We start from the raw sequence: 18,949 nt of genomic DNA on the forward strand, positions 1-18,949 counted from the left end.
GGTATAAGCTTAAGGGGCAAATATTAACCGAAGGAGGTCATATGAAGCGTTTTACTCTGGCAATGTTGACGTTGATGGTATGCGCCGGTGCGCAGGCTGCCAGCGACGAGGTTGAAATGAACCTCGTCACCTCTCAGGGGGTAGGCCAGTCTATCGGGACGGTGAAAATCACCGAAACGGATAAGGGACTGGAGTTTGCCCCCAATCTTAAAGCCCTTCCTCCGGGCGAACACGGTTTCCACGTCCACGCGAAAGGTTCCTGCGAGCCCGCCATGAAAGAGGGCAAGCCTTCTGCTGCCGAATCGGCGGGGGGGCATCTTGATCCGCACAGCAGCGGCAAACATGAAGGCCCGGACGGTATGGGACATCTCGGCGATCTGCCGGTACTGGTGGTCAATAACGACGGCAAAGCCACGGACCCGGTGGTGGCCCCACGCCTCAAAAAGCTGGATGAGGTGAAAGGCAAAGCGCTGATGATCCACGTCGGCGGCGATAACATGTCCGATCAGCCCAAACCGCTCGGCGGTGGCGGGGCCCGCTATGCCTGCGGCGTGATCTGATCGCTGAGGGTGCCCGGCGCGGGTGCCTGCTCCAGCTGGGACAGAGAACAGTACAGCCGCCAGATAAGCGCGGCCAAATCCTGTGCCGCAGGCTGGGGATGGTGCCCGAGGGTGTCACAGATCCGTTTAAGTTCATCCAGCGTGGTGGCCAGCGGACGTTGCTGCACGCCGCGCTCGCTCATGATGTCGCGCAGGAGTGATACGGCCACGTCGCGCACTTGCGCCAGCGGGTCTGAGCGGGTTTCCCACCCGCGTAGCTGCCAGACCACGTGACTGCAGTTCAGTAGCACCACACCCCAGCGCAGTAGCCAGCGGCGCGACAGCGCGTCCTGACTGGTGTTCAGCTGGCTGACGTGGTGATACACCAATGATTCGTACGCATTTTCACTGAGCTGTGGCCGACGGCTGAGCTGATCGACAAAGCCGCGACGCAACTCCTTAATGTGACGCCGGCTTTTGCGCGCATCCGACCCCGGTCGCAGCACCGCGAACGCCAGCCAGGTTAACCCCACGCCGAGGATCTTCGCCAGATTGTCATTCAGGAAATCGGCAAAGTCATACACCGGCGGATTGGTGACGGAAATAAACGATCCCATAAAGACGATCAGTTGACCCCACAGGCCCGCCTGGCGGGGGATCTGCAGCTTCATCAGCTGCATCGTGGTAAGCAGCGGAAACAGAAACAGCAGAAACAGCCACAGATCCGATATCTGCACCATCAGGCCAAACTTGAATACAAAACTGAACAGCGAGAGCAGGACCAGAGTCCGCAACAGCAGCGTCAGTGAATTAAAAGGCGAAGGCGAAACGGAATAGAGCACGCTGCTGATCGCCGCCAGCGTCAGAGCGGCCGATCCCGACTCCCACTGGGCGGAAATGGTCCAGGCACCCACCAGGCACAGGGCGCAGAAGGTGCGAAAACCGCTCCACAGGGCTTCAAGGTTATCCGTGTGTCGCGCCAGCGCCGGGCTGTGCGGAACGCTAAACTCGGTCACCGGGGTGGCGGTCTCGACCGCGGCTATCCAGCGACTGCTTTGCAGATACAGGCGGCAGAAGTAACGTAGCCGCTGCCAGAAGGCGCGATGGCGATAATCGCCAGCGGCATCGGGCTTCAGCGGGGCAATAATCCGCGCGACGGTGTAAAAATCAGTGTCGGGTTGCGCGAGTGCGGCCAGCAGTTGGTCAATTACCGCCCGGGTGTGTGCGGGCGGATCGGGCCAGTTCAGCAGCATTCGTCGTAAGCTGGAAATGGCGCTGGTCATTCGCAGCTGCTGGTGCAGAAGATAGTTCAGAAGGGCATTTTGCCGCCGAAAGCGGTAGTGGCTCCAGAAGGCCTGAATGCGCAGCAGATTGGTCGTCAGGGTCTGGGCGATAACTTTCTCGTGCGCCAGACGAATGGCATCGTTGCTGTCGGGCTGCCACAGCAGGCTGGCATGTTCCAGCAGCCGAGCGTGCATGCTCTTCAGGGCACCGATTAGCGCCGTACCGTCGGAAGTGCTGGGCAGGATCATCATCATCACCCCGCCGCTGAGGATCCCGATAATCACCTCGCACACGCGGGCCTGAGCAATATCCCACAGCTGGGTGGTGTCCAGAATGTTAACCACCGGAAAGGCAATGATTGCCGCGGTATAGCCCGCTAACTGGAAAGCGTAGGCGACGTTATTGGTGAAGTGGGCGCAGGCCCAGGTACAGACCCCGAGCCAGGCAGCCATACTGAACAAAAACAGCCACGGATCGTTCAGGGTATGCCCGGCGATAATCAGCGCCGCGGTGGCTCCCAGCAAGCTGCCCATTACGCGGCCCAGGCTTTTGCTGATTACCCCGCCTACCGTCGGGAAGCTGACCACCGCCGCCGAGGTCATCGCCCAGTAGGGTTCGTCCAGATTAAGGCAATAGGCGACCGTTAGCGCCAGGCACATCGCAATCCCGTTGCGCAGAGCATAGCGCCACTGGGCGGGCGTCGCTTTTATCCACGGCAGATTGCGCCAGGAAAAAGCGGAAAGGTTCACGGCAGCGCTCCGATCGCTACGCTGCAGGTGGTGCCGGACACCAGGGTCAGATCCGCCGGGAGTTTATCGAAGGTGATACGCACCGGAATGCGCTGCGCCAGCCGCACCCACGGGATGTTTGGCTTCACGTCGGGTACCAGCCCTGAATCGGTTTCGACGCTCTGATCGTAGATGGCACGCCCGATGCTGGAGACGTGACCCTGTAACGTAGTCGAGCCGCTGTAAAGGGTAATCTGCGCCGGCGCGCCCTCGCGGATGTGCCGCAGCTTGGTCTCTTCAAAATAGCCAACTACATAAAACGAGTGGCTGTCGACCAGCGCAAACAGCGGCTGCCCGATCGTTGCATAATCACCGACCCGGGTGGAGAGGTTCGTTACCCAGCCATCAACCGGGGCTTTGACCACCGTCTGCGTCAGTTGCCACTGGGCCTGCTTGAGCGCGGCTTCGGCCACTTCGACGCTGGCCTGCATCGCCTGAACGTTGATATTGGCCGTATCCATATCTTCGGCAGAGATATAGTTTCGCGACAGATGGCGACGGCGGTTGGCTTCGTTATTGGCTTTCGCCAGGTCGGTGCGGGCTTTCGCCAGCTGCGCCTCGGCATTCAGCACCGCGATGTGAAAGGGCGTTTCATCAATCTGAAACAGCACCTCACCGGCATGGACAAACTGGTTATCTTTAATCTTAAGGGTCGTAATGGCACCAGAAACCTGCGGGGTGACGCTGACCTGCTCGGCACGCACTTTGCCATCCCGGGTCCACGGCGATTGCATATAATAATTCCACAGCCACCAGCCGGCGATGATTGCCAGCGCAACAACCAACAGAGACGAGAAATATTTCAGGGTTTTCATACAAGAGTCACCAGACAGTCAACACAACAAGGCCCAGGCAGACCGCAAGGACAAACAGCGAGAGATCCATCAGCATGGGATGCCAGATTTCACCGGAATACATCCAGTCGCGCAGCAGGCGGTGGGTGACCAGCCAGATAATCAGACCCAGCATCACCGCCTTAAAAATAGGGGGGAAGTAAACAGAGGCACCGACAATCAAATCCTGAAGCGGTAACCCGGTGGCGTTAAACGTAAACTTCACGAGCCGGTTCCTTTGCAAAGGGGAAGTGGCCTCATCGGCCCGCCATAACGCACAATGGCGTCACAAATCAGTGTAAATCAAAAGCGTCTGGATAGAGGAATGCAGTATTGCATTTGTTTTGGCAATATAAATGCTGCACACTATTCTAAAATCAGTATAATAACTTAGCAAGCTAATTATAAGGAGATGAAATTGGAATCGCCATTAGGTTCTGATCTGGCTAGATTAGTACGCGTCTGGCGTGCTCTGATTGACCATCGCCTGAAACCTCTGGAATTGACACAGACGCATTGGGTTACGCTGCATAACATTCATCAGCTGCCGCCCGACCAGTCACAGATCCAACTGGCTAAAGCGATAGGCATTGAGCAGCCGTCACTGGTTCGTACGCTCGACCAACTGGAAGATAAGGGACTGATTTCTCGACAGACCTGTGCCAGCGATCGTCGCGCTAAGCGAATTAAACTGACTGAAAAAGCCACCCCCATCATTACCGAGATGGAAACGGTGATCAGCAAAACGCGCGGTGAGATCCTCAATGGGATCACCCCTGCCGAACTTGAATTGCTGATCTCGCTGGTGGCCCGACTTGAGCACAACATCAACGAGCTCCAGTCGCGTGACTGACCCTAAAAAAAGCCTTGCAGATGCAAGGCTTTTTCTTGTCAGTGACCTGCGCGGATATTAGCGAGGGGAGACGGTCACCTGGCTGCCATTGCTGGCCAATACGACACGCTGACCTGCGGCAAACTGGGTGTTACCCTGTTTCTGCACCACCATGATGGTGCTGCCGTCATCCTTGCGAATTTCTAACTCAACACCCTGCGTTTTGTTCATCGCGCCCTGCACGCCCTGGCCCGCTACGCCACCGGCGACTGCGCCCGCTGCGGTTGCCAGAGAACGACCGGTGCCGCCACCGACGGTGTTGCCGAGGAAACCACCCAGCACTGCACCGCCAATTGCACCGATGACGTTGGAGTCATCGCCGCCCTGAATCTGTACCGGGCGAGTATGAACAATAGTGCCATACGTCACGTTCTGAACCTGTTTCGCTTCAGAAGCGCTGTAGACATCCCCGGACATAGAGCTGCTATTCACACAACCCGCCAGAGTAAAGCCAATCATCGACACGGCCAGTACACGTAAAATCATTTGAATCTCCTGTTCACCAAATAAACGCGATGCGCTCCGTATGGCTGAATTATATGGCATCGGGTGCCATAGATCCTATCTTCGCTTAAACATTAAGAGAATTGTACTTGATTCTGGCTTAACCAACGATAAACAGGCGTTGACCTGGCGCAAATGTGCGATGCAGATAATTCCTGGAATGCGCGTAAGTCTCAGGTATTGTTAAAAAGTATATGTCCGCCATAGCATTGATTCTGCGTTTATGGTGGAGTGTGCCTACAGCCCAGGCGGATTAAGGAAAGCAAATGAAATCGGGTCGCTATATTGGCGTAATGTCAGGTACCAGTCTGGACGGCGTGGACGTCGTTCTTGCGGCAATAGACGAAAACATGGTTGCACAGCAGGCCAGCCTGAGTTGGCCGATCCCGCTGGAAATCAAGCAAGCGATCCTGAATATTTGCCAGGGCCAGCAGCTTACGCTTTCGCAGCTCGGCCAGCTCGATACCCAACTGGGACGCTTGTTCGGCGATGCCGTGCAGGCGCTAATGAATCAGGAAAATCTGCACCCGCAGGACGTGGTCGCCATTGGCTGTCACGGGCAAACCGTCTGGCATGAGCCGGGCAGCGACTATCCTCATACGCTGCAAATTGGCGACAACAACCAGATTGTGGCGAAAACGGGCGTGACGGTGGTCGGCGATTTTCGCCGCCGGGATATGGCGCTGGGTGGGCAGGGCGCGCCGCTGGTGCCTGCCTTCCACCACGCGCTTCTCGCGCATCCCCACGAGCGCCGAATGGTGTTGAACATTGGCGGCATTGCCAATCTGTCCCTGCTGATCCCCGACCAGCCGGTACGCGGGTTCGATACCGGGCCGGGCAATATGCTGATGGATGCCTGGATCTGGCGTCAGCTCGGCAAAGGCTACGACAAAGACGCAAACTGGGCCTGCAGCGGTAAGGTCATCATCCCTCTGCTGCAAAACATGCTGCAGGATCCCTATTTTGCGGCACCGGCACCCAAAAGCACCGGGCGCGAATACTTCAACTACGGCTGGCTCGAGCGCCATCTGGCACGCTTCCCTGGGCTGGCCCCGCAGGACGTGCAGGCCACGCTGGCCGAACTCACCGCCGTATCGATTTCAGAACAAGTGTTGTTAAGCGGCGGCTGCGTGCGGCTGCTGGTGTGCGGCGGCGGTAGCCGTAATCCGCTGCTGATGGCGCGCCTCGCCGGCCTGCTGCCAGGGACGGAAGTGACCACCACCGATCGGGTGGGGATCAGCGGCGATGACATGGAGGCCTTAGCGTTTGCGTGGCTTGCCTGGCGCACGGTCGCAGGCCTCCCGGGGAATCTTCCGTCGGTCACCGGCGCGCGCGAAGCCAGCGTGTTAGGTGCTGTTTTTCCAGCCAATCCGCGACAAAATCAGAGTTAACCGAATTTAACTTATGGGTGTGAAAGGTAAACTGACAGGATAACGGGAGGGCGTCGTTGCCCTCCGGGACCAGGATAGTCTTCGGAATACACCCATGAAAAAACTGCTTCTTGCTTTAACTCCCTTCCTGCTGGCGGGCTGTAGCGTTTACAACCAGTTTGTTGAGCGTATGCAAACCGACACGCTGGCCTACCAGTGCGACGAAAAGCCGCTCACCGTAAAGCTTAATAACCCGCGTCAGGAAGTTAGCTTCGTGTATGACAATAAGCTGCTGACGCTGAAGCAGGGGATGTCCGCTTCGGGCACCCGCTACTCTGACGGGGTGTACGTGTTCTGGTCAAAAGGCGACAGCGCCACGGTCTACAAACGCGATCGCAGCGTGCTGAACAATTGTCAGATCCAAAATCCGAATCGTTGAGATTTTGCAGGGGGCGGCGCACAATAGCGCCACCCGATCACAACCTCAGTTAACGCCATGTCTGATAACGACGAATTGCAGCAAATTGCGCATCTTAGGCGCGAATACACCAAAGGCGGCCTGCGTCGCCAGGATCTCCCCGCCGAGCCGCTGGTGCTGTTTGAACACTGGCTAAAACAGGCCTGTGAAGCCCGCCTTGCCGATCCCACCGCGATGGTGGTGGCGACCGTCGATGAGCACGGTCAACCCTATCAGCGTATCGTGCTGCTTAAGCATTATGATGAGAAAGGTCTGGTGTTCTACACCAACCTGGGTAGCCGCAAAGCACACCATCTGGAAAACAACCCGCGCATCAGCCTGCTGTTCCCGTGGCATATGCTGGAGCGCCAGGTGATGGTCACCGGCACCGTCGAGCGTCTCTCCACCCTGGAAGTGCTGAAGTATTTCCATTCCCGCCCGCGCGACAGCCAGATTGGTGCCTGGGTTTCTAAACAGTCGAGCCGAATCTCGGCCCGCGGCGTGCTGGAAAGTAAATTCCTCGAACTGAAACAGAAATTCCAGCAGGGCGAGGTCCCACTGCCAAGCTTCTGGGGCGGATTCCGCGTACCCATCCAGCAAATGGAGTTCTGGCAGGGCGGTGAACATCGACTGCACGATCGTTTTTTGTACCAGCGTGATAACGACGCGTGGAAAATCGATCGACTGGCACCTTAATCCCCGAAATTTGTTCGCTTAAGCGCTGGTACAACCGGTGTCAGCGCTTTATTCTATGTACCTTTCGCGTCTGGCGAAAAGTCGTGTACCGGCAAAGGTGCAGTCGTTTTATACATGGAGAATTTGATGGCTAGCAGTAACTTGATTAAACAATTGCAAGAGCGGGGCCTCGTGGCTCAGGTGACGGACGAGGATGCGTTAGCAGAGCGACTGGCGCAAGGCCCAATCGCCCTCTATTGCGGCTTCGATCCTACCGCCGACAGCTTGCACTTGGGGCATCTGGTTCCTTTGTTATGCCTGAAACGCTTCCAGCTGTCAGGCCATAAGCCTGTGGCACTGGTCGGCGGCGCAACGGGTCTGATTGGCGATCCAAGCTTTAAAGCCGCTGAGCGTAAACTGAATACGGCAGACACCGTGCAGGAGTGGGTGGATAAAATCCGCAAACAGGTCGCCCCGTTCCTCGACTTCGACTGTGGTGAAAATTCGGCGATTGCGGCCAACAACTACGACTGGTTTGGTGGCATGAACGTGCTGACTTTCCTGCGTGATATCGGCAAGCACTTCTCCGTTAACCAGATGATCAACAAAGAAGCGGTGAAGCAGCGTCTGAACCGTGACGACCAGGGGATCTCGTTCACCGAGTTCTCTTATAACCTGCTGCAGGGTTATGACTTCGCTTGTCTGAACAACCTGCACGGCGTGGCGCTGCAGATTGGCGGCTCCGATCAGTGGGGTAACATCACCTCCGGTATCGATCTGACCCGTCGCCTGCATCAGAACCAGGTCTTCGGTCTGACGGTTCCTCTGATCACGAAAGCTGACGGCACTAAATTCGGTAAGACCGAAGGCGGCGCGGTATGGCTCGATCCGAAGAAAACCAGCCCGTATAAGTTCTACCAGTTCTGGATCAACACTGCCGACGCCGACGTGTATCGCTTCCTGAAGTTCTTCACCTTTATGGAACTCGAAGAGATCAACGCGCTGGAAGAAGAAGACAAGGCCAGCGGCAAAGCCCCGCGCGCGCAGTATGTGCTGGCGGAGCTGGTCACCCGTCTGGTTCACGGTGAAGAGGGTCTGGTGGCCGCGAAGCGTATCACCGCCAGCCTGTTTAACGGCACCCTGAGCGATCTGAGCGAAGCTGATTTCGAACAGCTGGCGCAGGATGGTGTACCGATGGTTGAGATGGAGAAAGGCGCAGACCTGATGCAGGCCCTGGTCGACTCCGAGCTGCAGCCGTCCCGCGGTCAGGCGCGTAAAACCATCGCCTCGAACGCCATCACCATCAACGGTGAAAAACAGTCCAACGAGGAATATACCTTTGTGGACAGCGATCGTCTGTATGGTCGATACACCTTACTGCGTCGTGGCAAGAAAAATTACTGTCTGGTTTGCTGGAAGTCAGCATAAAAACACAGGGGCGTGGGAAACCACGCCCCTTTATTTTTTCAGGGTTGTGGTAAGAAAATGAAGAATATCCTCGCCATCCAGTCCCACGTCGTTTTTGGGCATGCTGGCAACAGCGCCGCTGAATTTCCAATGCGTCGTCTCGGGGCCAACGTCTGGCCATTAAACACCGTTCAGTTTTCCAACCATACGCAATACGGCAAATGGACAGGCTGCGTGATGCCACCCGCGCACCTGACCGAAATCGTCCAGGGCATTGCTGACATCGACAAGTTGAAGACCTGTGACGCCGTCCTGAGCGGCTATCTGGGTTCGGCAGAGCAGGGCGAGCATATTCTTGGCATCGTACGTCAGGTGAAGGCCGCCAACCCGGCAGCGAAGTATTTCTGCGATCCGGTGATGGGTCACCCGGAAAAAGGCTGCATCGTGGCGCCCGGCGTTGCCGAGTTTCACGTGCGTCATGCGTTACCGGCCAGCGATATTATTGCCCCGAATTTGATCGAGCTGGAGATCCTCTGCGAACATCCTGTCAACAGCGTAGATGAAGCGGTTGCCGCGTCGCGGGAACTGATCGCCCAGGGCCCTGAAATCGTGCTGGTGAAGCATCTGGCACGCGCCGGGTTAAGCCCGGATCGCTTTGAAATGCTGCTGGTGACTGAAGATGAAGCCTGGCATATCAGTCGTCCGCTGGTGGATTTTGGCATTCGTCAGCCGGTGGGCGTGGGTGATGTGACCAGCGGTCTGCTGCTGGTGAAACTGCTGCAGGGTGCAACGGTGCGTGATGCGCTGGAGCACGTTACGGCGGCGGTGTATGAGATTATGATCGCCACCAAAGCGATGCAGGAGTACGAGTTGCAGGTCGTGGCGGCGCAGGATCGTATCGCGAAGCCAGAGCACCTCTTTAGCGCAACCCGGCTGTAAAATTTTGCCGGGTGGCGCTGCGCTTACCCGGCCTACAGGTTTTGTAGGCCCGGCAAGCAAAGCGCCGCCGGGCAATAAACAAAACCCTTACTTCAAACCTTCCGCTTCCAGCGCTGCCGCCACGGCAGGACGTTCCGCCATCCGCGCCATATAGGCGTCGATGTGGCTTAACCCTTCCATATTCAGCTTCACTGCCCGCGCCCAGCGCAGAATAGTAAACAGATACGCATCGGCAATCGTAAAGCGCTGACCGCAAATCCACTGGTCGTCTTTCAACGACGCATTCACGTACTGCAGTTTTTTCTCCAGCAGCGCGCGCACGGTCGGTTTGTACTCTTCCGGGGTATCCGGGCGGAACAGCGGCGTAAAGCCTTTATGCAGCTCGGTAGCGATGTAGTTCATCCACTCAAGGGTCTTGTAACGCGAGATGCTGCCAGTTGGGGCCAGCAACTGACGATCGGGCACGCCGTCCGCCAGGTACTGCATGATCGCCACCCCTTCGGTCAGCAGCGTGCCGTCTTCCAGCAGCAGTGCCGGGACCTGGCCTTTTGGGTTCACCGCAAAGAAATCTTCGCCGTTTTCCAGCTTTTTCTGCATCAGGTCAACGCTGTTAAGGGTGAAGTCTTTGCCGCTCTCGCGCAGCATAATGTGGCAGGCAAGCGAGCAAGCACCTGGTTTGTAGAACAGTTTCATCGGTTACTCCTGTTGGCTAGGTTTACTGTATGGTAGTGCTCTACGTAATAAAAAAAAAGCCGCTAACACACAGTTAGCGGCTTCTGTTCAGTCGTTTCCCGATGACATTACGCGGTAGCGGTCGTTGTCGCTTTGGCGGTGCTGTCGTCGTCCTGAGTCATACGGTTCAGTTTTGGTGCCGTCAGCATCATCAGCGCGGCGATAACCGCAGTGGCAATACCAATCTGCAGGAACACGTCGCCGTAGACATTCAGAGACACCAGCGGGTCAGTCACGTCTGATGGCACTGCCATCAGGTTGGCAATCTTACCGGCGATCAGTGCAGCACCGGCAGTGGTCAGGAACCAGCTACCCATGATGAAGCCCATCAGGCGCTGAGGAACCAGCTGTGCAACCATCGCCAGGCCCAGACCGGAGATCATCAGCTCACCAATAGACTGCAGGGCGTAGCTCAGGATCAGCCAGTTCACGGAAACAATACCGGCGTCGCTGGCGAATTTCGCACCCAGCGGCAGCACGAGGAAAGCACCGGAGCACAGCACCATACCGACCGCGAACTTATGCGGCATCGGCAGACGGTCACCCATCTTGTTATAGATAGCGGCCAGAATCGGGCTACCAATCATGATCCAGAACGGGTTCAGGGCCTGGAACTGCTCAGGTTCGAACGCGATACCGAGAATAGAGTGCTCAACGTTACGGATCGCAAAGAAGTTCAGCGAGGTTGGCATCTGGCTGTACAGGACGAAGAAGCAAATCGCTTCAACCATCAGAATGAAAGCCACGATCATCTTACGACGGGCTGCGCCCTGCATTGCAAAGGCTTCTTTCGCAAAGATAGCGATGATACCCAATGCCACTAAGCCCAGCACCGCACGTGCGATACCCTGGTTGTGCAGCAGCCAGGTGGCAACAGCAACCAAAATCACCACGCCCACGATGGTCGCCAGCAGTTTGCCCATCTGTACAGGGGCAAAGTCAGGTTTTGAACCGTAGTCCTTCACCCAGCTACGGCAGAACAGGAAGTTCACGACGGTGATCAGCATCCCGACGAAGCTCAGGGCAAACGCCACGCTCCAGCCGAACTTCGCAGCCAGCCACGGCGTTGCCAGCATTGAGAAGAACGAACCGATGTTGATGGACATGTAGTACATGGTGAATGCACCGTCCAGACGCGGATCATCTTTGTTGTAGCACGTCGAGAGCAGGGAAGACGGGTTCGCTTTGAACAGGCCGTTACCCACTGCAATGGTCGCCATACCCATGTACACCACCGCGGCATCATGACCCGACCAGGCTACCAAACCATAGCCGATCGCCAGAACGATGGCGCCGAGCAAAATAACACGTTTGGTCCCGAGAACTTTATCGCCCAGCCAGCCGCCGACCGCGACCAGACCGTATACCAGGGCACTAAAAGAAGAAAACAGCGTGATGGAGTCCGCTTCGGACATACCCAGTTGTTTAACCAGGTAAACCGCCATGATCCCCTGCAGGCCGTAGTAACCAAAACGCTCCCACAGCTCGATTGAGAAAATGAGATAGAACGATTTAGGTTGTTTGAAAGCGTTAAGACTTATGCTCTCATCTGCTGGTTTTTTGTTTGCAATAGACACATATACCTCTTTTTTTACATCCCATATTAAGGGGGTGTTCACAGCGTGATGACCGTAGTCCATCCGCTTTATAGTTATAGTGGGAGGGGAAACGGCGGTTAATGTTCACTATCCTGGCGCGTCTGGCAAGATGTTTGTAATACTCCGTTACATTTAACCCGGCCGCTATAATTAACCGGAAACATAAATGTTATTCAGCGTTAAATTTCAGTCAGCCTGTTTTACTGGTTTTTTTGACTGCTGAGTTGCGGAAATAGTGGGCTGATGGCGATATGTTCTGCTGTTAAAGGGAATAGGCAGTGATATGGGCCATAATCTGAAAGTTATCTGGTCAGATATGTGGTGTTACAGCGTCGGGTTCATGTTGATGTAAGGACTTATCGCGTTTTTATACACAAAATTACAACATCGCGTTATCAGAGTGATCGTGATCACATATGTATAGAAATTTTAGCTGTTAAAAAAACAATTAACCTGTTTGAACGTTATATGGCCAGATAATGAGCGGGCCAACGGACAATGTACAAGCACGATCGCGGGAGAAACGGAAGGGGGACAGAGATGGCTTAATTATGTGAGTCGATGAATGACGAAACCGTCGAGTGACGGTTTCAGATGTCCACTTTCTCTTTGAATTCACATAAGTCTTCGATAAGGCAGGAGCCACAGCGCGGCTTACGGGCGATGCAGGTATAGCGGCCGTGCAGGATCAGCCAGTGGTGACAATCGACCTTGAATTCCGCCGGAACCACTTTCAGCAGCTTCTCCTCCACCTGCTCGACGTTTTTGCCGGGGGCAAAGTGGGTGCGATTGCAGACGCGGAAGATATGGGTATCCACGGCAATGGTCGGCCAGCCAAAGGCGGTATTTAGCACCACATTGGCGGTCTTACGCCCGACGCCAGGCAGGGCTTCCAGCGCTGCCCGGTCTTCCGGTACCTCTCCACCGTGCAGCTCCAGCAGCATGCGGCAGGTTTTGATCACGTTCTCGGCTTTGCTGTTAAACAGGCCGATGGTCTTGATGAAGGCTTTCACCCCGTCAACGCCCAGCTCCAGCATCGCCTGCGGCGTGTTGGCGACTGGATAGAGTTTGGCGGTGGCTTTGTTCACGCTCACGTCGGTGGCCTGAGCGGAAAGCAGGACCGCAATCAGTAGCTCAAACGGAGAGCTAAAGTTCAGCTCCGTTGTCGGGTGCGGGTTGTTATCCCGCAGGCGCTGCAAAATCGTTAACCGTTTCTCTTTGTTCATGAAGCCTTCTCAGGGATCCCTTCCTCAATGCTGCGTGCGGCAGCCCGGCGTTTACGTTTCTCATCAATCAGGTATTTTACCGCCAGCATCATGCCAAGGCCGATAAAGGCGCCAGGGGGCAGCATTGCCAGCAGGAACGGGGTATCCGTATGGAATACTTCGATACGCAGGACTTTTGCCCAGCTACCCAGCAGCGCATCCGCGCCGTCGAACAGGGTGCCGTTGCCGAGAATTTCACGCATCGAGCCCAGCACGAACATGGCGCAGGTGGCCCCCATCCCAATGGCAAAGCCGTCAAGGGCGGAGATCAACGGATCGTTTTTCACCGCGAAGGCCTCGGCACGCCCAACCACGATACAGTTGGTGACGATCAGCGGGATAAAAATCCCCAGCGACTGATACAGGCCAAAGGCGTAGGCATTAATCAGCATCTGCACGACGCTCACTACCGAGGCAATAATCATAACGTAGATGGGAATACGGATTTCAGACGGCGTCCAGCGACGCAGGGCCGAAATCGACAGGTTGGTCAGGGTCAGCACCAGCGTGGTCGCCAGACCCAGACCCAGGGCATTGGTGGCGGTCGAGGTGACGGCCAGCAGCGGGCACATCCCCAGCAGCTGCACCAGCGCGGAGTTGTTCTTCCACAGACCCTGGACGATAACCTCTTTAACCTGGCTCATGATCACTCCTCACAGGCGGGCAGATTGTTAAGCTGCGCGGGCAGCGTTTGCGCATAGACGCCCGCACGTTTGACGGCATTCACCACCGCGCGCGGGGTGATGGTCGCCCCGGTAAACTGGTCGAATTCGCCGCCATCTTTCTTGACCGCAAACGCGGGATCGTCGCTGCCATGGATAACTTTACCGGCAAAATGCAGGATCCAGTCGCTTAAGCGCGTTTCAATTTTATCCCCCAGCCCCGGCGTTTCGTGATGCTCAGTCACGCGCGTGCCCAGTACGGTGCCGTTAAAATCGGTCCCGACCAGCAGCCGGATGGCGCCGGAATAGCCGTCCGGTGCAGTGGCTTCCATCACCGCGCCGACCGGGGTGTCGCCTTTACGGGCGATAAAAATACGGTGTTGCCCTTTGCCAAGCGGCGCGGCCTGCACGATGAAACAGCTTTTTTGCAGGTCATTATCGTACAACTCTGCCGGGATCACCTGGTCGAACAGCGCCTTTTGCTGACGGGCCGCCTGCTCATCGATGGTGGATTTGGTCAGCCCGTTGACCAGCGCGGTCAGGCCGGTCAGGACGGCGGCAAAAAGCGCCAGCGTCACGCCGTGTTGCTGCATGGTTTTTAGCATGGCGAGTCCCTTAGCGATGGCCATACACGCGCGGTCGCGTGTAGTAATCAATTAACGGTACGGTGATGTTAGCCAGCAGAACCGCAAAGGCCACGCCGTCCGGGTAGCCGCCAAAGCAGCGGATCAGCCACACCAGTAGACCGGCCAGCGCGCCAAAAATCAGGCGGCCGCGATTGGTGGTGGAGGCCGTCACCGGGTCGGTGAGAATAAAGAACGCCCCGAGCATGGTTGCCCCGGAGAGCAGATGGATTTGCGGCGAGGCCAGTGTTTCCGGTGAGAAGAACCAGCCCAGCCCGGAGCAAATCGCCAGGGTCGCCAGGAAGCTGACCGGAATATGCCAGCGGATCGCTTTCTGCCAAATCATAAACAGACCGCCCGCCAGGTAGGCAAGGTTTACCCACTGCCAGCCTGCGCCTGCCAGCACGCCGCTGTAGATCGGCATGTTCAGGATCTGCTCGACGTTGTGTCCGGCGTGCAGAGACGTTTTAAAGGTGTCGAGCGGGGTGGCCTGACTGATGCCGTCCACGCCCATCCGCAGGCTTAACATATCGCCACCGCTGGCGGTATGGCCGGAGAAAATCACCTGCAGGGCATCGACAAAGCCCGGCACGGTGGCGGCGATATCGTGCGGCGGCAGCCAGCTGGTCATCTGCACCGGGAACGAGATCAGCAATACCACATAGCCAATCATCGCCGGGTTGAACGGGTTATGACCCAGACCGCCGTACAGTTGTTTGGCAATGATCACCGCGAAAACGGTGCCCAGCACCACCATCCACCACGGGGCAAATGGCGGAATACTGATGGCCAGCAGCAGGCCGGTAAGCAGGGCCGAGTTGTCGGCCAGGATCTTACTGACCGCCATGTTGCGTAGCTTTAACACCAGCGCCTCAGCGGCCAGTGCGCTCGCACAGCCCAGGATTATCTGAAACAGCGTCCCCCAGCCAAAAAACCAGAACTGAACAGCGATGCCTGGCAGCGCGGCCAGACAAACCAGCATCATAATGCGCGATGTCTGACGCTGGTTGTGGGTATAGGGGGAACTTGCGATTCTGAAAACCATTTAATCCTCGTTAACTGCCTGCTGTGCGGCTTTTTTGGCCTGAACGCGCGCAATCGCCGCAGCAACTGCAGCTTTACGCGGATCGTCATTGGCCGCCGGTTCTTCTTCCTGTTGTGCCGCTTTCCGCGCTTTCGCGCGGGCGATGGCGGCTTCGACGGCCGCTTTACGCGGGTCGACTGGCACGGGTTCTGCGGGTGTCACATCCGTTTGCGACGCCTTGCGCGCTTTAGCACGGGCAATCGCCGCTTCAACCGCCGCTTTACGCGGATCGACCGGCGTCTGCTCGACCTCAATTGCCTCGGGCTGTGGGGCTTTGCGCGCTTTAGCACGGGCAATCGCCGCTTCAACCGCAGCTTTGCGCGGATCGACCGGCGTCTGCTCGACCTCAATTGCCTCGGGTTGTGGCGCTTTGCGCGCTTTGGCACGAGCAATCGCGGCTTCGACCGCCGCTTTGCGCGGATCGATTTCCGGCTGTGGCTGTGCGGCGTGTTCTTTTTCGGCCTGACGGGCGCGGGCCTGCGCTTTACGCGCTTCGCGGGCGGCAATCATCTCGCTGTTGTCCGGGCGTTGTCCCGCCGGGATCACCACGTCCTGGGTCGCGGTGGCTTTCTTCTCGCGAACGCGCGCCAGCGCAGCGCTGATGGCGTCCTGATCTTGCGCAGCAGGTTGCACTACAGCTTTTTTATGGCGCTCTTCACGGGCGGCTTTTTCACGCTCGAGGCGCAGCTGGCGGGCTTCAAAGCGCGCTTTGGCTTCAGCTGCGCGTTTTTCTTCCTGCGCGATGGCATAAATTTCGGCCTTCTCGACGCGGAAATACTGCACCAGCGGAATGCTGCTCGGGCAGACCCAGGCGCAGGCGCCGCACTCAATGCAGTCGGCCAGGTTATGGGCTTTGGCTTTGTCGTGGATCTGGCCTTTACTGAACCAGTACAGCTGCTGAGGCAGCAGATCGGCAGGGCAGGCGTCGGCGCAGGCGCTGCAGCGAATGCAGCCTTTCTCTTCCTGTTCTTCGCCCATCTCGCTGGCGGACGGGGCCAGCAGGCAGTTGGTGATTTTTACTACCGGGACATCCAGCCACGGCAGGGTAAAGCCCATCAGCGGACCGCCCATAATCACCAGTTGCTCGGCACCCGGACAGAAATCGGCCTGCTCCAGCAGATGGCGAACTGGCGTACCCAGGCGTGCCCAGACGTTACCAGGACGATTAACGGCTTCGCCCGTCAAGGTGACGACGCGCTCGGTGAGGGGTTCACCGTCGACAACGGCACGTTTCACCGCATAGGCGGTACCGACGTTCTGCATCAGTACGCCAATGTCCGAGGAGCGACCGCCGTGCGGAACCTGCTTCCCGGTTAAAATTTGCGTCAGCTGCTTCGCGCCGCCGGAAGGATATTTGGTCGGAACCACCCGCAGGCCGATATCGTGGCTGTTTGCCAGCACCGCGCGCAGCATGGAGATCGCCTGCGGCTTGTTATCTTCGATGCCGATCAGCACTTCCCGCGGCTGCAGAATGTGCGCGAGGATGCGAATACCGTCGACGATTTGCGCCGCGCAGTCCTGCATCAGCCGATCGTCGGCGGTGATATAGGGCTCGCACTCGGCAGCGTTAATAATCAACGTCTGAATTTTGTCGCCACCGCCCTGCAGTTTGTTACCGGTCGGGAAGCCCGCGCCGCCCAGACCGGCCACGCCGGACTGGTGGATACGTTCGATCAGCGCCTCGCGGCTGTGGCTGCGATAGTCGCTCCAGCCGTCGCGGTCGATCCAGCGATCTTCGCCGTCGGCTTCAATCACCACGCACAGTTCGGACAGTGCCGAAGGGTGGGCGACGGTGTGCGGCGCAATGGACACCACTTTGCCCGAGGTCGGGGCGTGAACCGGCAGCATGCGTCCGCGCCCGAAGGTCAGCGGCTGGCCGCGTAACACGCTGTCACCAACGTTGACGCACAGCTCACCCTCAGCGCCAATATGCTGTTTCAACGGGATAATAAAATGGTTAGCCAGTGGGATCTGGCGCAACGGCGTACCGCTGGACTGGGTTTTCATCTCTGGCGGGTGAATACCGCCGTCGAAATCCCAGATCTTCTCTTTTCTGAAGGCAGAAAATAACTTAAGCATGTTGTTCCACTGGAATAATGCGTACCGGAATGGTCTGGAGATCCCATTTCCAGCTGTCGGTCGTTGTCTCTACCGGCACTAAGGTAATGCACTGTGTCGGACAAGGGGCGACGCAGAGATTACAGCCGGTACACAGATCCGCCATCACGGTATGCATGGCGCGGGTGGCACCCACGATGGCATCGACCGGACAGGCCTGAATACATTTGGTGCAGCCGATACAGTTAGGCTCGTCAATCACCGCCAGCACGCGAACCGGTTCCTGAACGCTCTCGTCACCATCAACGGGCTGCGGATCGACGTTAAGCAGGGTGGCAATTTTCAGCATCACCGCTTCGCCACCGGGGGCACAGCGGTTAATTTTTTCGCCGCCTGTACCCACTGCTTCAGCGTAAGGACGACAGCCAGGGTAGCCGCACTGCCCGCACTGGCTTTGCGGCAGCAGCTCATCGATTTTTTCGACCACCGGATCGTCCTGCACCGCAAAGCGGCGCGAGGCGTAACCAAGAATGATGCCGAAAATAAGCCCCAGCACGCTGATGGCGGCGATGGCAATCCAGATGGCATTCATTACAACTTCACCAGACCACTGAAGCCCATAAAGGCCAGAGACATCAGACCGGCGGTCACCAGCGCGATGGCATTACCGCGAAACGGTGCAGGCACATCGGCGGCGACCATGCGTTCGCGGATCGCGGCAAACAGCACCATCACCAGCGAGAAGCCGACGGCAGCAGAAAAGCCGTACAGCGCTGACTGCAGGAAGTTGTGCCCAAGGTTAATGTTGAGCAACGCCACGCCGAGCACGGCACAGTTGGTGGTGATCAGCGGCAGGAAGATGCCGAGCAGACGGTACAGAGCCGGGCTGGTTTTACGCACCACCATTTCGGTGAACTGCACCACCACGGCGATAACCAGAATAAAGGCCAGCGTGCGCAGGTAGGTCAGACCGAGTGGGATCAGGATCCAGGTGTCAATCCACCATGCACAGATAGAGGCGAGGGTCATCACGAAGGTGGTTGCTAACCCCATCCCCATCGCGGTTTCCAGCTTCTTGGACACACCCATAAACGGGCAAAGGCCAAGGAACTTCACGAGGACGAAGTTGTTCACCAGCACCGTGCCGACAAAGAGCAGTAAGTAATCGGTCATTATTCAGCCTGAAATAAAAAAGCCGCCTATTATCGGATAAAGCGACGCAGGCGACAACAGGTTAAC

Annotated in this window: 20 protein-coding genes; 7 read left to right on the plus strand and 13 right to left on the minus strand. The window is 57.1% G+C overall.

All coding sequences use genetic code 11. The features are described from left to right. Window positions 1-41 precede the first annotated feature (41 nt). Window positions 42-560, plus strand: a complete 519-nt coding sequence (gene sodC / locus M8013_RS21735) for a superoxide dismutase [Cu-Zn] SodC (RefSeq protein WP_271269830.1) — start codon at window positions 42-44, stop codon at window positions 558-560. Here the strand turns inward: sodC and M8013_RS21740 are convergent. The 3 genes from M8013_RS21740 to M8013_RS21750 are packed head-to-tail and all read right to left on the minus strand — an operon-like array spanning window position 539 to window position 3,670. Beyond that, the gene (locus M8013_RS21740; protein ID WP_271269831.1) at window positions 539-2,572 is read right to left on the minus strand and encodes an FUSC family protein; all 2,034 of its coding nucleotides are present in this window, start codon (window positions 2,570-2,572) and stop codon (window positions 539-541) included. The two genes, sodC and M8013_RS21740, sit on opposite strands and share 22 nt — an antisense overlap. Beyond that, window positions 2,569-3,426, minus strand: a complete 858-nt coding sequence (locus tag M8013_RS21745) for an efflux RND transporter periplasmic adaptor subunit (protein ID WP_271269832.1) — start codon at window positions 3,424-3,426, stop codon at window positions 2,569-2,571. The genes M8013_RS21740 and M8013_RS21745 overlap by 4 nt, the downstream gene beginning before the upstream one ends. 7 nt (window positions 3,427-3,433) lie before the next feature. Further along, window positions 3,434-3,670, minus strand: a complete 237-nt coding sequence (locus M8013_RS21750; protein ID WP_271269833.1) for a DUF1656 domain-containing protein — start codon at window positions 3,668-3,670, stop codon at window positions 3,434-3,436. A gap of 186 nt (window positions 3,671-3,856) precedes the next feature. On the opposite strand from M8013_RS21750, the gene slyA reads away from it, so the two are divergent. Further along, window positions 3,857-4,297 (plus strand): transcriptional regulator SlyA, encoded by a 441-nt coding sequence (gene slyA, locus M8013_RS21755; RefSeq protein WP_271269834.1) that lies wholly within the window; start codon window positions 3,857-3,859, stop codon window positions 4,295-4,297. Between the two features lie 57 nt (window positions 4,298-4,354). Here slyA and slyB read toward each other — a convergent pair whose 3' ends face one another. Beyond that, a complete protein-coding gene (slyB, locus tag M8013_RS21760) occupies window positions 4,355-4,822 on the minus strand; it encodes an outer membrane lipoprotein SlyB (protein WP_271269835.1) in 468 nt (155 codons plus the stop codon). 284 nt (window positions 4,823-5,106) lie between these two features. Between slyB and anmK the strand changes: the two genes are divergently transcribed. From anmK to pdxY, 5 genes are all read left to right on the plus strand, one after another. Continuing rightward, window positions 5,107-6,231: an anhydro-N-acetylmuramic acid kinase gene (gene anmK / locus M8013_RS21765; RefSeq protein WP_271269836.1), complete on the plus strand. Its 1,125-nt coding sequence runs from the start codon at window positions 5,107-5,109 to the stop codon at window positions 6,229-6,231. Window positions 6,232-6,325: 94 nt separating this feature from the next. Beyond that, window positions 6,326-6,649, plus strand: a complete 324-nt coding sequence (mliC, locus tag M8013_RS21770) for a C-type lysozyme inhibitor (RefSeq protein WP_271269837.1) — start codon at window positions 6,326-6,328, stop codon at window positions 6,647-6,649. Between the two features lie 57 nt (window positions 6,650-6,706). Beyond that, window positions 6,707-7,363: a pyridoxamine 5'-phosphate oxidase gene (gene pdxH, locus M8013_RS21775; protein ID WP_271269838.1), complete on the plus strand. Its 657-nt coding sequence runs from the start codon at window positions 6,707-6,709 to the stop codon at window positions 7,361-7,363. Between the two features lie 126 nt (window positions 7,364-7,489). Then, window positions 7,490-8,770 carry a tyrosine--tRNA ligase gene (tyrS, locus tag M8013_RS21780; protein WP_271269839.1) on the plus strand — a complete coding sequence of 427 codons (1,281 nt, stop codon included), beginning with the start codon at window positions 7,490-7,492 and terminating at the stop codon, window positions 8,768-8,770. Window positions 8,771-8,827: 57 nt separating this feature from the next. Continuing rightward, window positions 8,828-9,688, plus strand: coding sequence for a pyridoxal kinase PdxY (gene pdxY / locus M8013_RS21785; RefSeq protein ID WP_271269840.1), 861 nt, complete (start codon window positions 8,828-8,830; stop codon window positions 9,686-9,688). 87 nt (window positions 9,689-9,775) lie between these two features. Here pdxY and gstA read toward each other — a convergent pair whose 3' ends face one another. The 9 genes from gstA to rsxA form a co-directional block, all read right to left on the minus strand. Then, on the minus strand, window positions 9,776-10,381 hold the full coding sequence (gene gstA / locus M8013_RS21790; RefSeq protein WP_271269841.1) for a glutathione transferase GstA: 606 nt from the start codon (window positions 10,379-10,381) through the stop codon (window positions 9,776-9,778). A 107-nt stretch (window positions 10,382-10,488) separates the two neighbouring features. After that, window positions 10,489-11,997 (minus strand): dipeptide/tripeptide permease DtpA, encoded by a 1,509-nt coding sequence (gene dtpA / locus M8013_RS21795; protein ID WP_271269842.1) that lies wholly within the window; start codon window positions 11,995-11,997, stop codon window positions 10,489-10,491. Window positions 11,998-12,608: 611 nt separating this feature from the next. Then, a complete protein-coding gene (nth, locus tag M8013_RS21800) occupies window positions 12,609-13,244 on the minus strand; it encodes an endonuclease III (protein WP_271269843.1) in 636 nt (211 codons plus the stop codon). Next, on the minus strand, window positions 13,241-13,927 hold the full coding sequence (locus tag M8013_RS21805; RefSeq protein ID WP_271269844.1) for an electron transport complex subunit E: 687 nt from the start codon (window positions 13,925-13,927) through the stop codon (window positions 13,241-13,243). The genes nth and M8013_RS21805 overlap by 4 nt, the downstream gene beginning before the upstream one ends. Window positions 13,928-13,929: 2 nt before the next feature. Beyond that, the gene (rsxG, locus tag M8013_RS21810) at window positions 13,930-14,550 is read right to left on the minus strand and encodes an electron transport complex subunit RsxG (RefSeq protein WP_271269845.1); all 621 of its coding nucleotides are present in this window, start codon (window positions 14,548-14,550) and stop codon (window positions 13,930-13,932) included. A gap of 10 nt (window positions 14,551-14,560) precedes the next feature. Continuing rightward, window positions 14,561-15,613, minus strand: a complete 1,053-nt coding sequence (gene rsxD, locus M8013_RS21815) for an electron transport complex subunit RsxD (protein WP_271269846.1) — start codon at window positions 15,611-15,613, stop codon at window positions 14,561-14,563. Next, entirely contained in the window at window positions 15,614-17,731 is a 2,118-nt protein-coding gene (gene rsxC / locus M8013_RS21820) for an electron transport complex subunit RsxC (protein WP_271269847.1), read from the minus strand. It abuts the gene before it with no gap. After that, window positions 17,724-18,302, minus strand: a complete 579-nt coding sequence (gene rsxB, locus M8013_RS21825) for an electron transport complex subunit RsxB (protein WP_271269848.1) — start codon at window positions 18,300-18,302, stop codon at window positions 17,724-17,726. Before rsxB ends, rsxC begins: the two co-directional genes overlap by 8 nt. Next, window positions 18,302-18,883, minus strand: coding sequence for an electron transport complex subunit RsxA (rsxA, locus tag M8013_RS21830; RefSeq protein ID WP_271269849.1), 582 nt, complete (start codon window positions 18,881-18,883; stop codon window positions 18,302-18,304). Before rsxA ends, rsxB begins: the two co-directional genes overlap by 1 nt. Window positions 18,884-18,949 lie beyond the last annotated feature (66 nt).

The sequence above is a fragment of the Silvania confinis genome, from assembly GCF_025564085.1.
In the GTDB taxonomy this organism is placed as follows: domain Bacteria; phylum Pseudomonadota; class Gammaproteobacteria; order Enterobacterales; family Enterobacteriaceae; genus Enterobacter; species Enterobacter confinis.

Coding starts and splice junctions, on each gene's coding strand:
- sodC (WP_271269830.1), top strand. CDS start 42: ATGAAGCGTTTTACTCTGGCAATGTTGACGTTGATGGTATGCGCCGGT.
- M8013_RS21745 (WP_271269832.1), bottom strand. CDS start 3,426: ATGAAAACCCTGAAATATTTCTCGTCTCTGTTGGTTGTTGCGCTGGCA.
- slyA (WP_271269834.1), top strand. CDS start 3,857: ATGAAATTGGAATCGCCATTAGGTTCTGATCTGGCTAGATTAGTACGC.
- slyB (WP_271269835.1), bottom strand. CDS start 4,822: ATGATTTTACGTGTACTGGCCGTGTCGATGATTGGCTTTACTCTGGCG.
- anmK (WP_271269836.1), top strand. CDS start 5,107: ATGAAATCGGGTCGCTATATTGGCGTAATGTCAGGTACCAGTCTGGAC.
- mliC (WP_271269837.1), top strand. CDS start 6,326: ATGAAAAAACTGCTTCTTGCTTTAACTCCCTTCCTGCTGGCGGGCTGT.
- pdxH (WP_271269838.1), top strand. CDS start 6,707: ATGTCTGATAACGACGAATTGCAGCAAATTGCGCATCTTAGGCGCGAA.
- tyrS (WP_271269839.1), top strand. CDS start 7,490: ATGGCTAGCAGTAACTTGATTAAACAATTGCAAGAGCGGGGCCTCGTG.
- pdxY (WP_271269840.1), top strand. CDS start 8,828: ATGAAGAATATCCTCGCCATCCAGTCCCACGTCGTTTTTGGGCATGCT.
- gstA (WP_271269841.1), bottom strand. CDS start 10,381: ATGAAACTGTTCTACAAACCAGGTGCTTGCTCGCTTGCCTGCCACATT.
- nth (WP_271269843.1), bottom strand. CDS start 13,244: ATGAACAAAGAGAAACGGTTAACGATTTTGCAGCGCCTGCGGGATAAC.
- M8013_RS21805 (WP_271269844.1), bottom strand. CDS start 13,927: ATGAGCCAGGTTAAAGAGGTTATCGTCCAGGGTCTGTGGAAGAACAAC.
- rsxG (WP_271269845.1), bottom strand. CDS start 14,550: ATGCTAAAAACCATGCAGCAACACGGCGTGACGCTGGCGCTTTTTGCC.
- rsxD (WP_271269846.1), bottom strand. CDS start 15,613: ATGGTTTTCAGAATCGCAAGTTCCCCCTATACCCACAACCAGCGTCAG.
- rsxC (WP_271269847.1), bottom strand. CDS start 17,731: ATGCTTAAGTTATTTTCTGCCTTCAGAAAAGAGAAGATCTGGGATTTC.
- rsxB (WP_271269848.1), bottom strand. CDS start 18,302: ATGAATGCCATCTGGATTGCCATCGCCGCCATCAGCGTGCTGGGGCTT.
- rsxA (WP_271269849.1), bottom strand. CDS start 18,883: ATGACCGATTACTTACTGCTCTTTGTCGGCACGGTGCTGGTGAACAAC.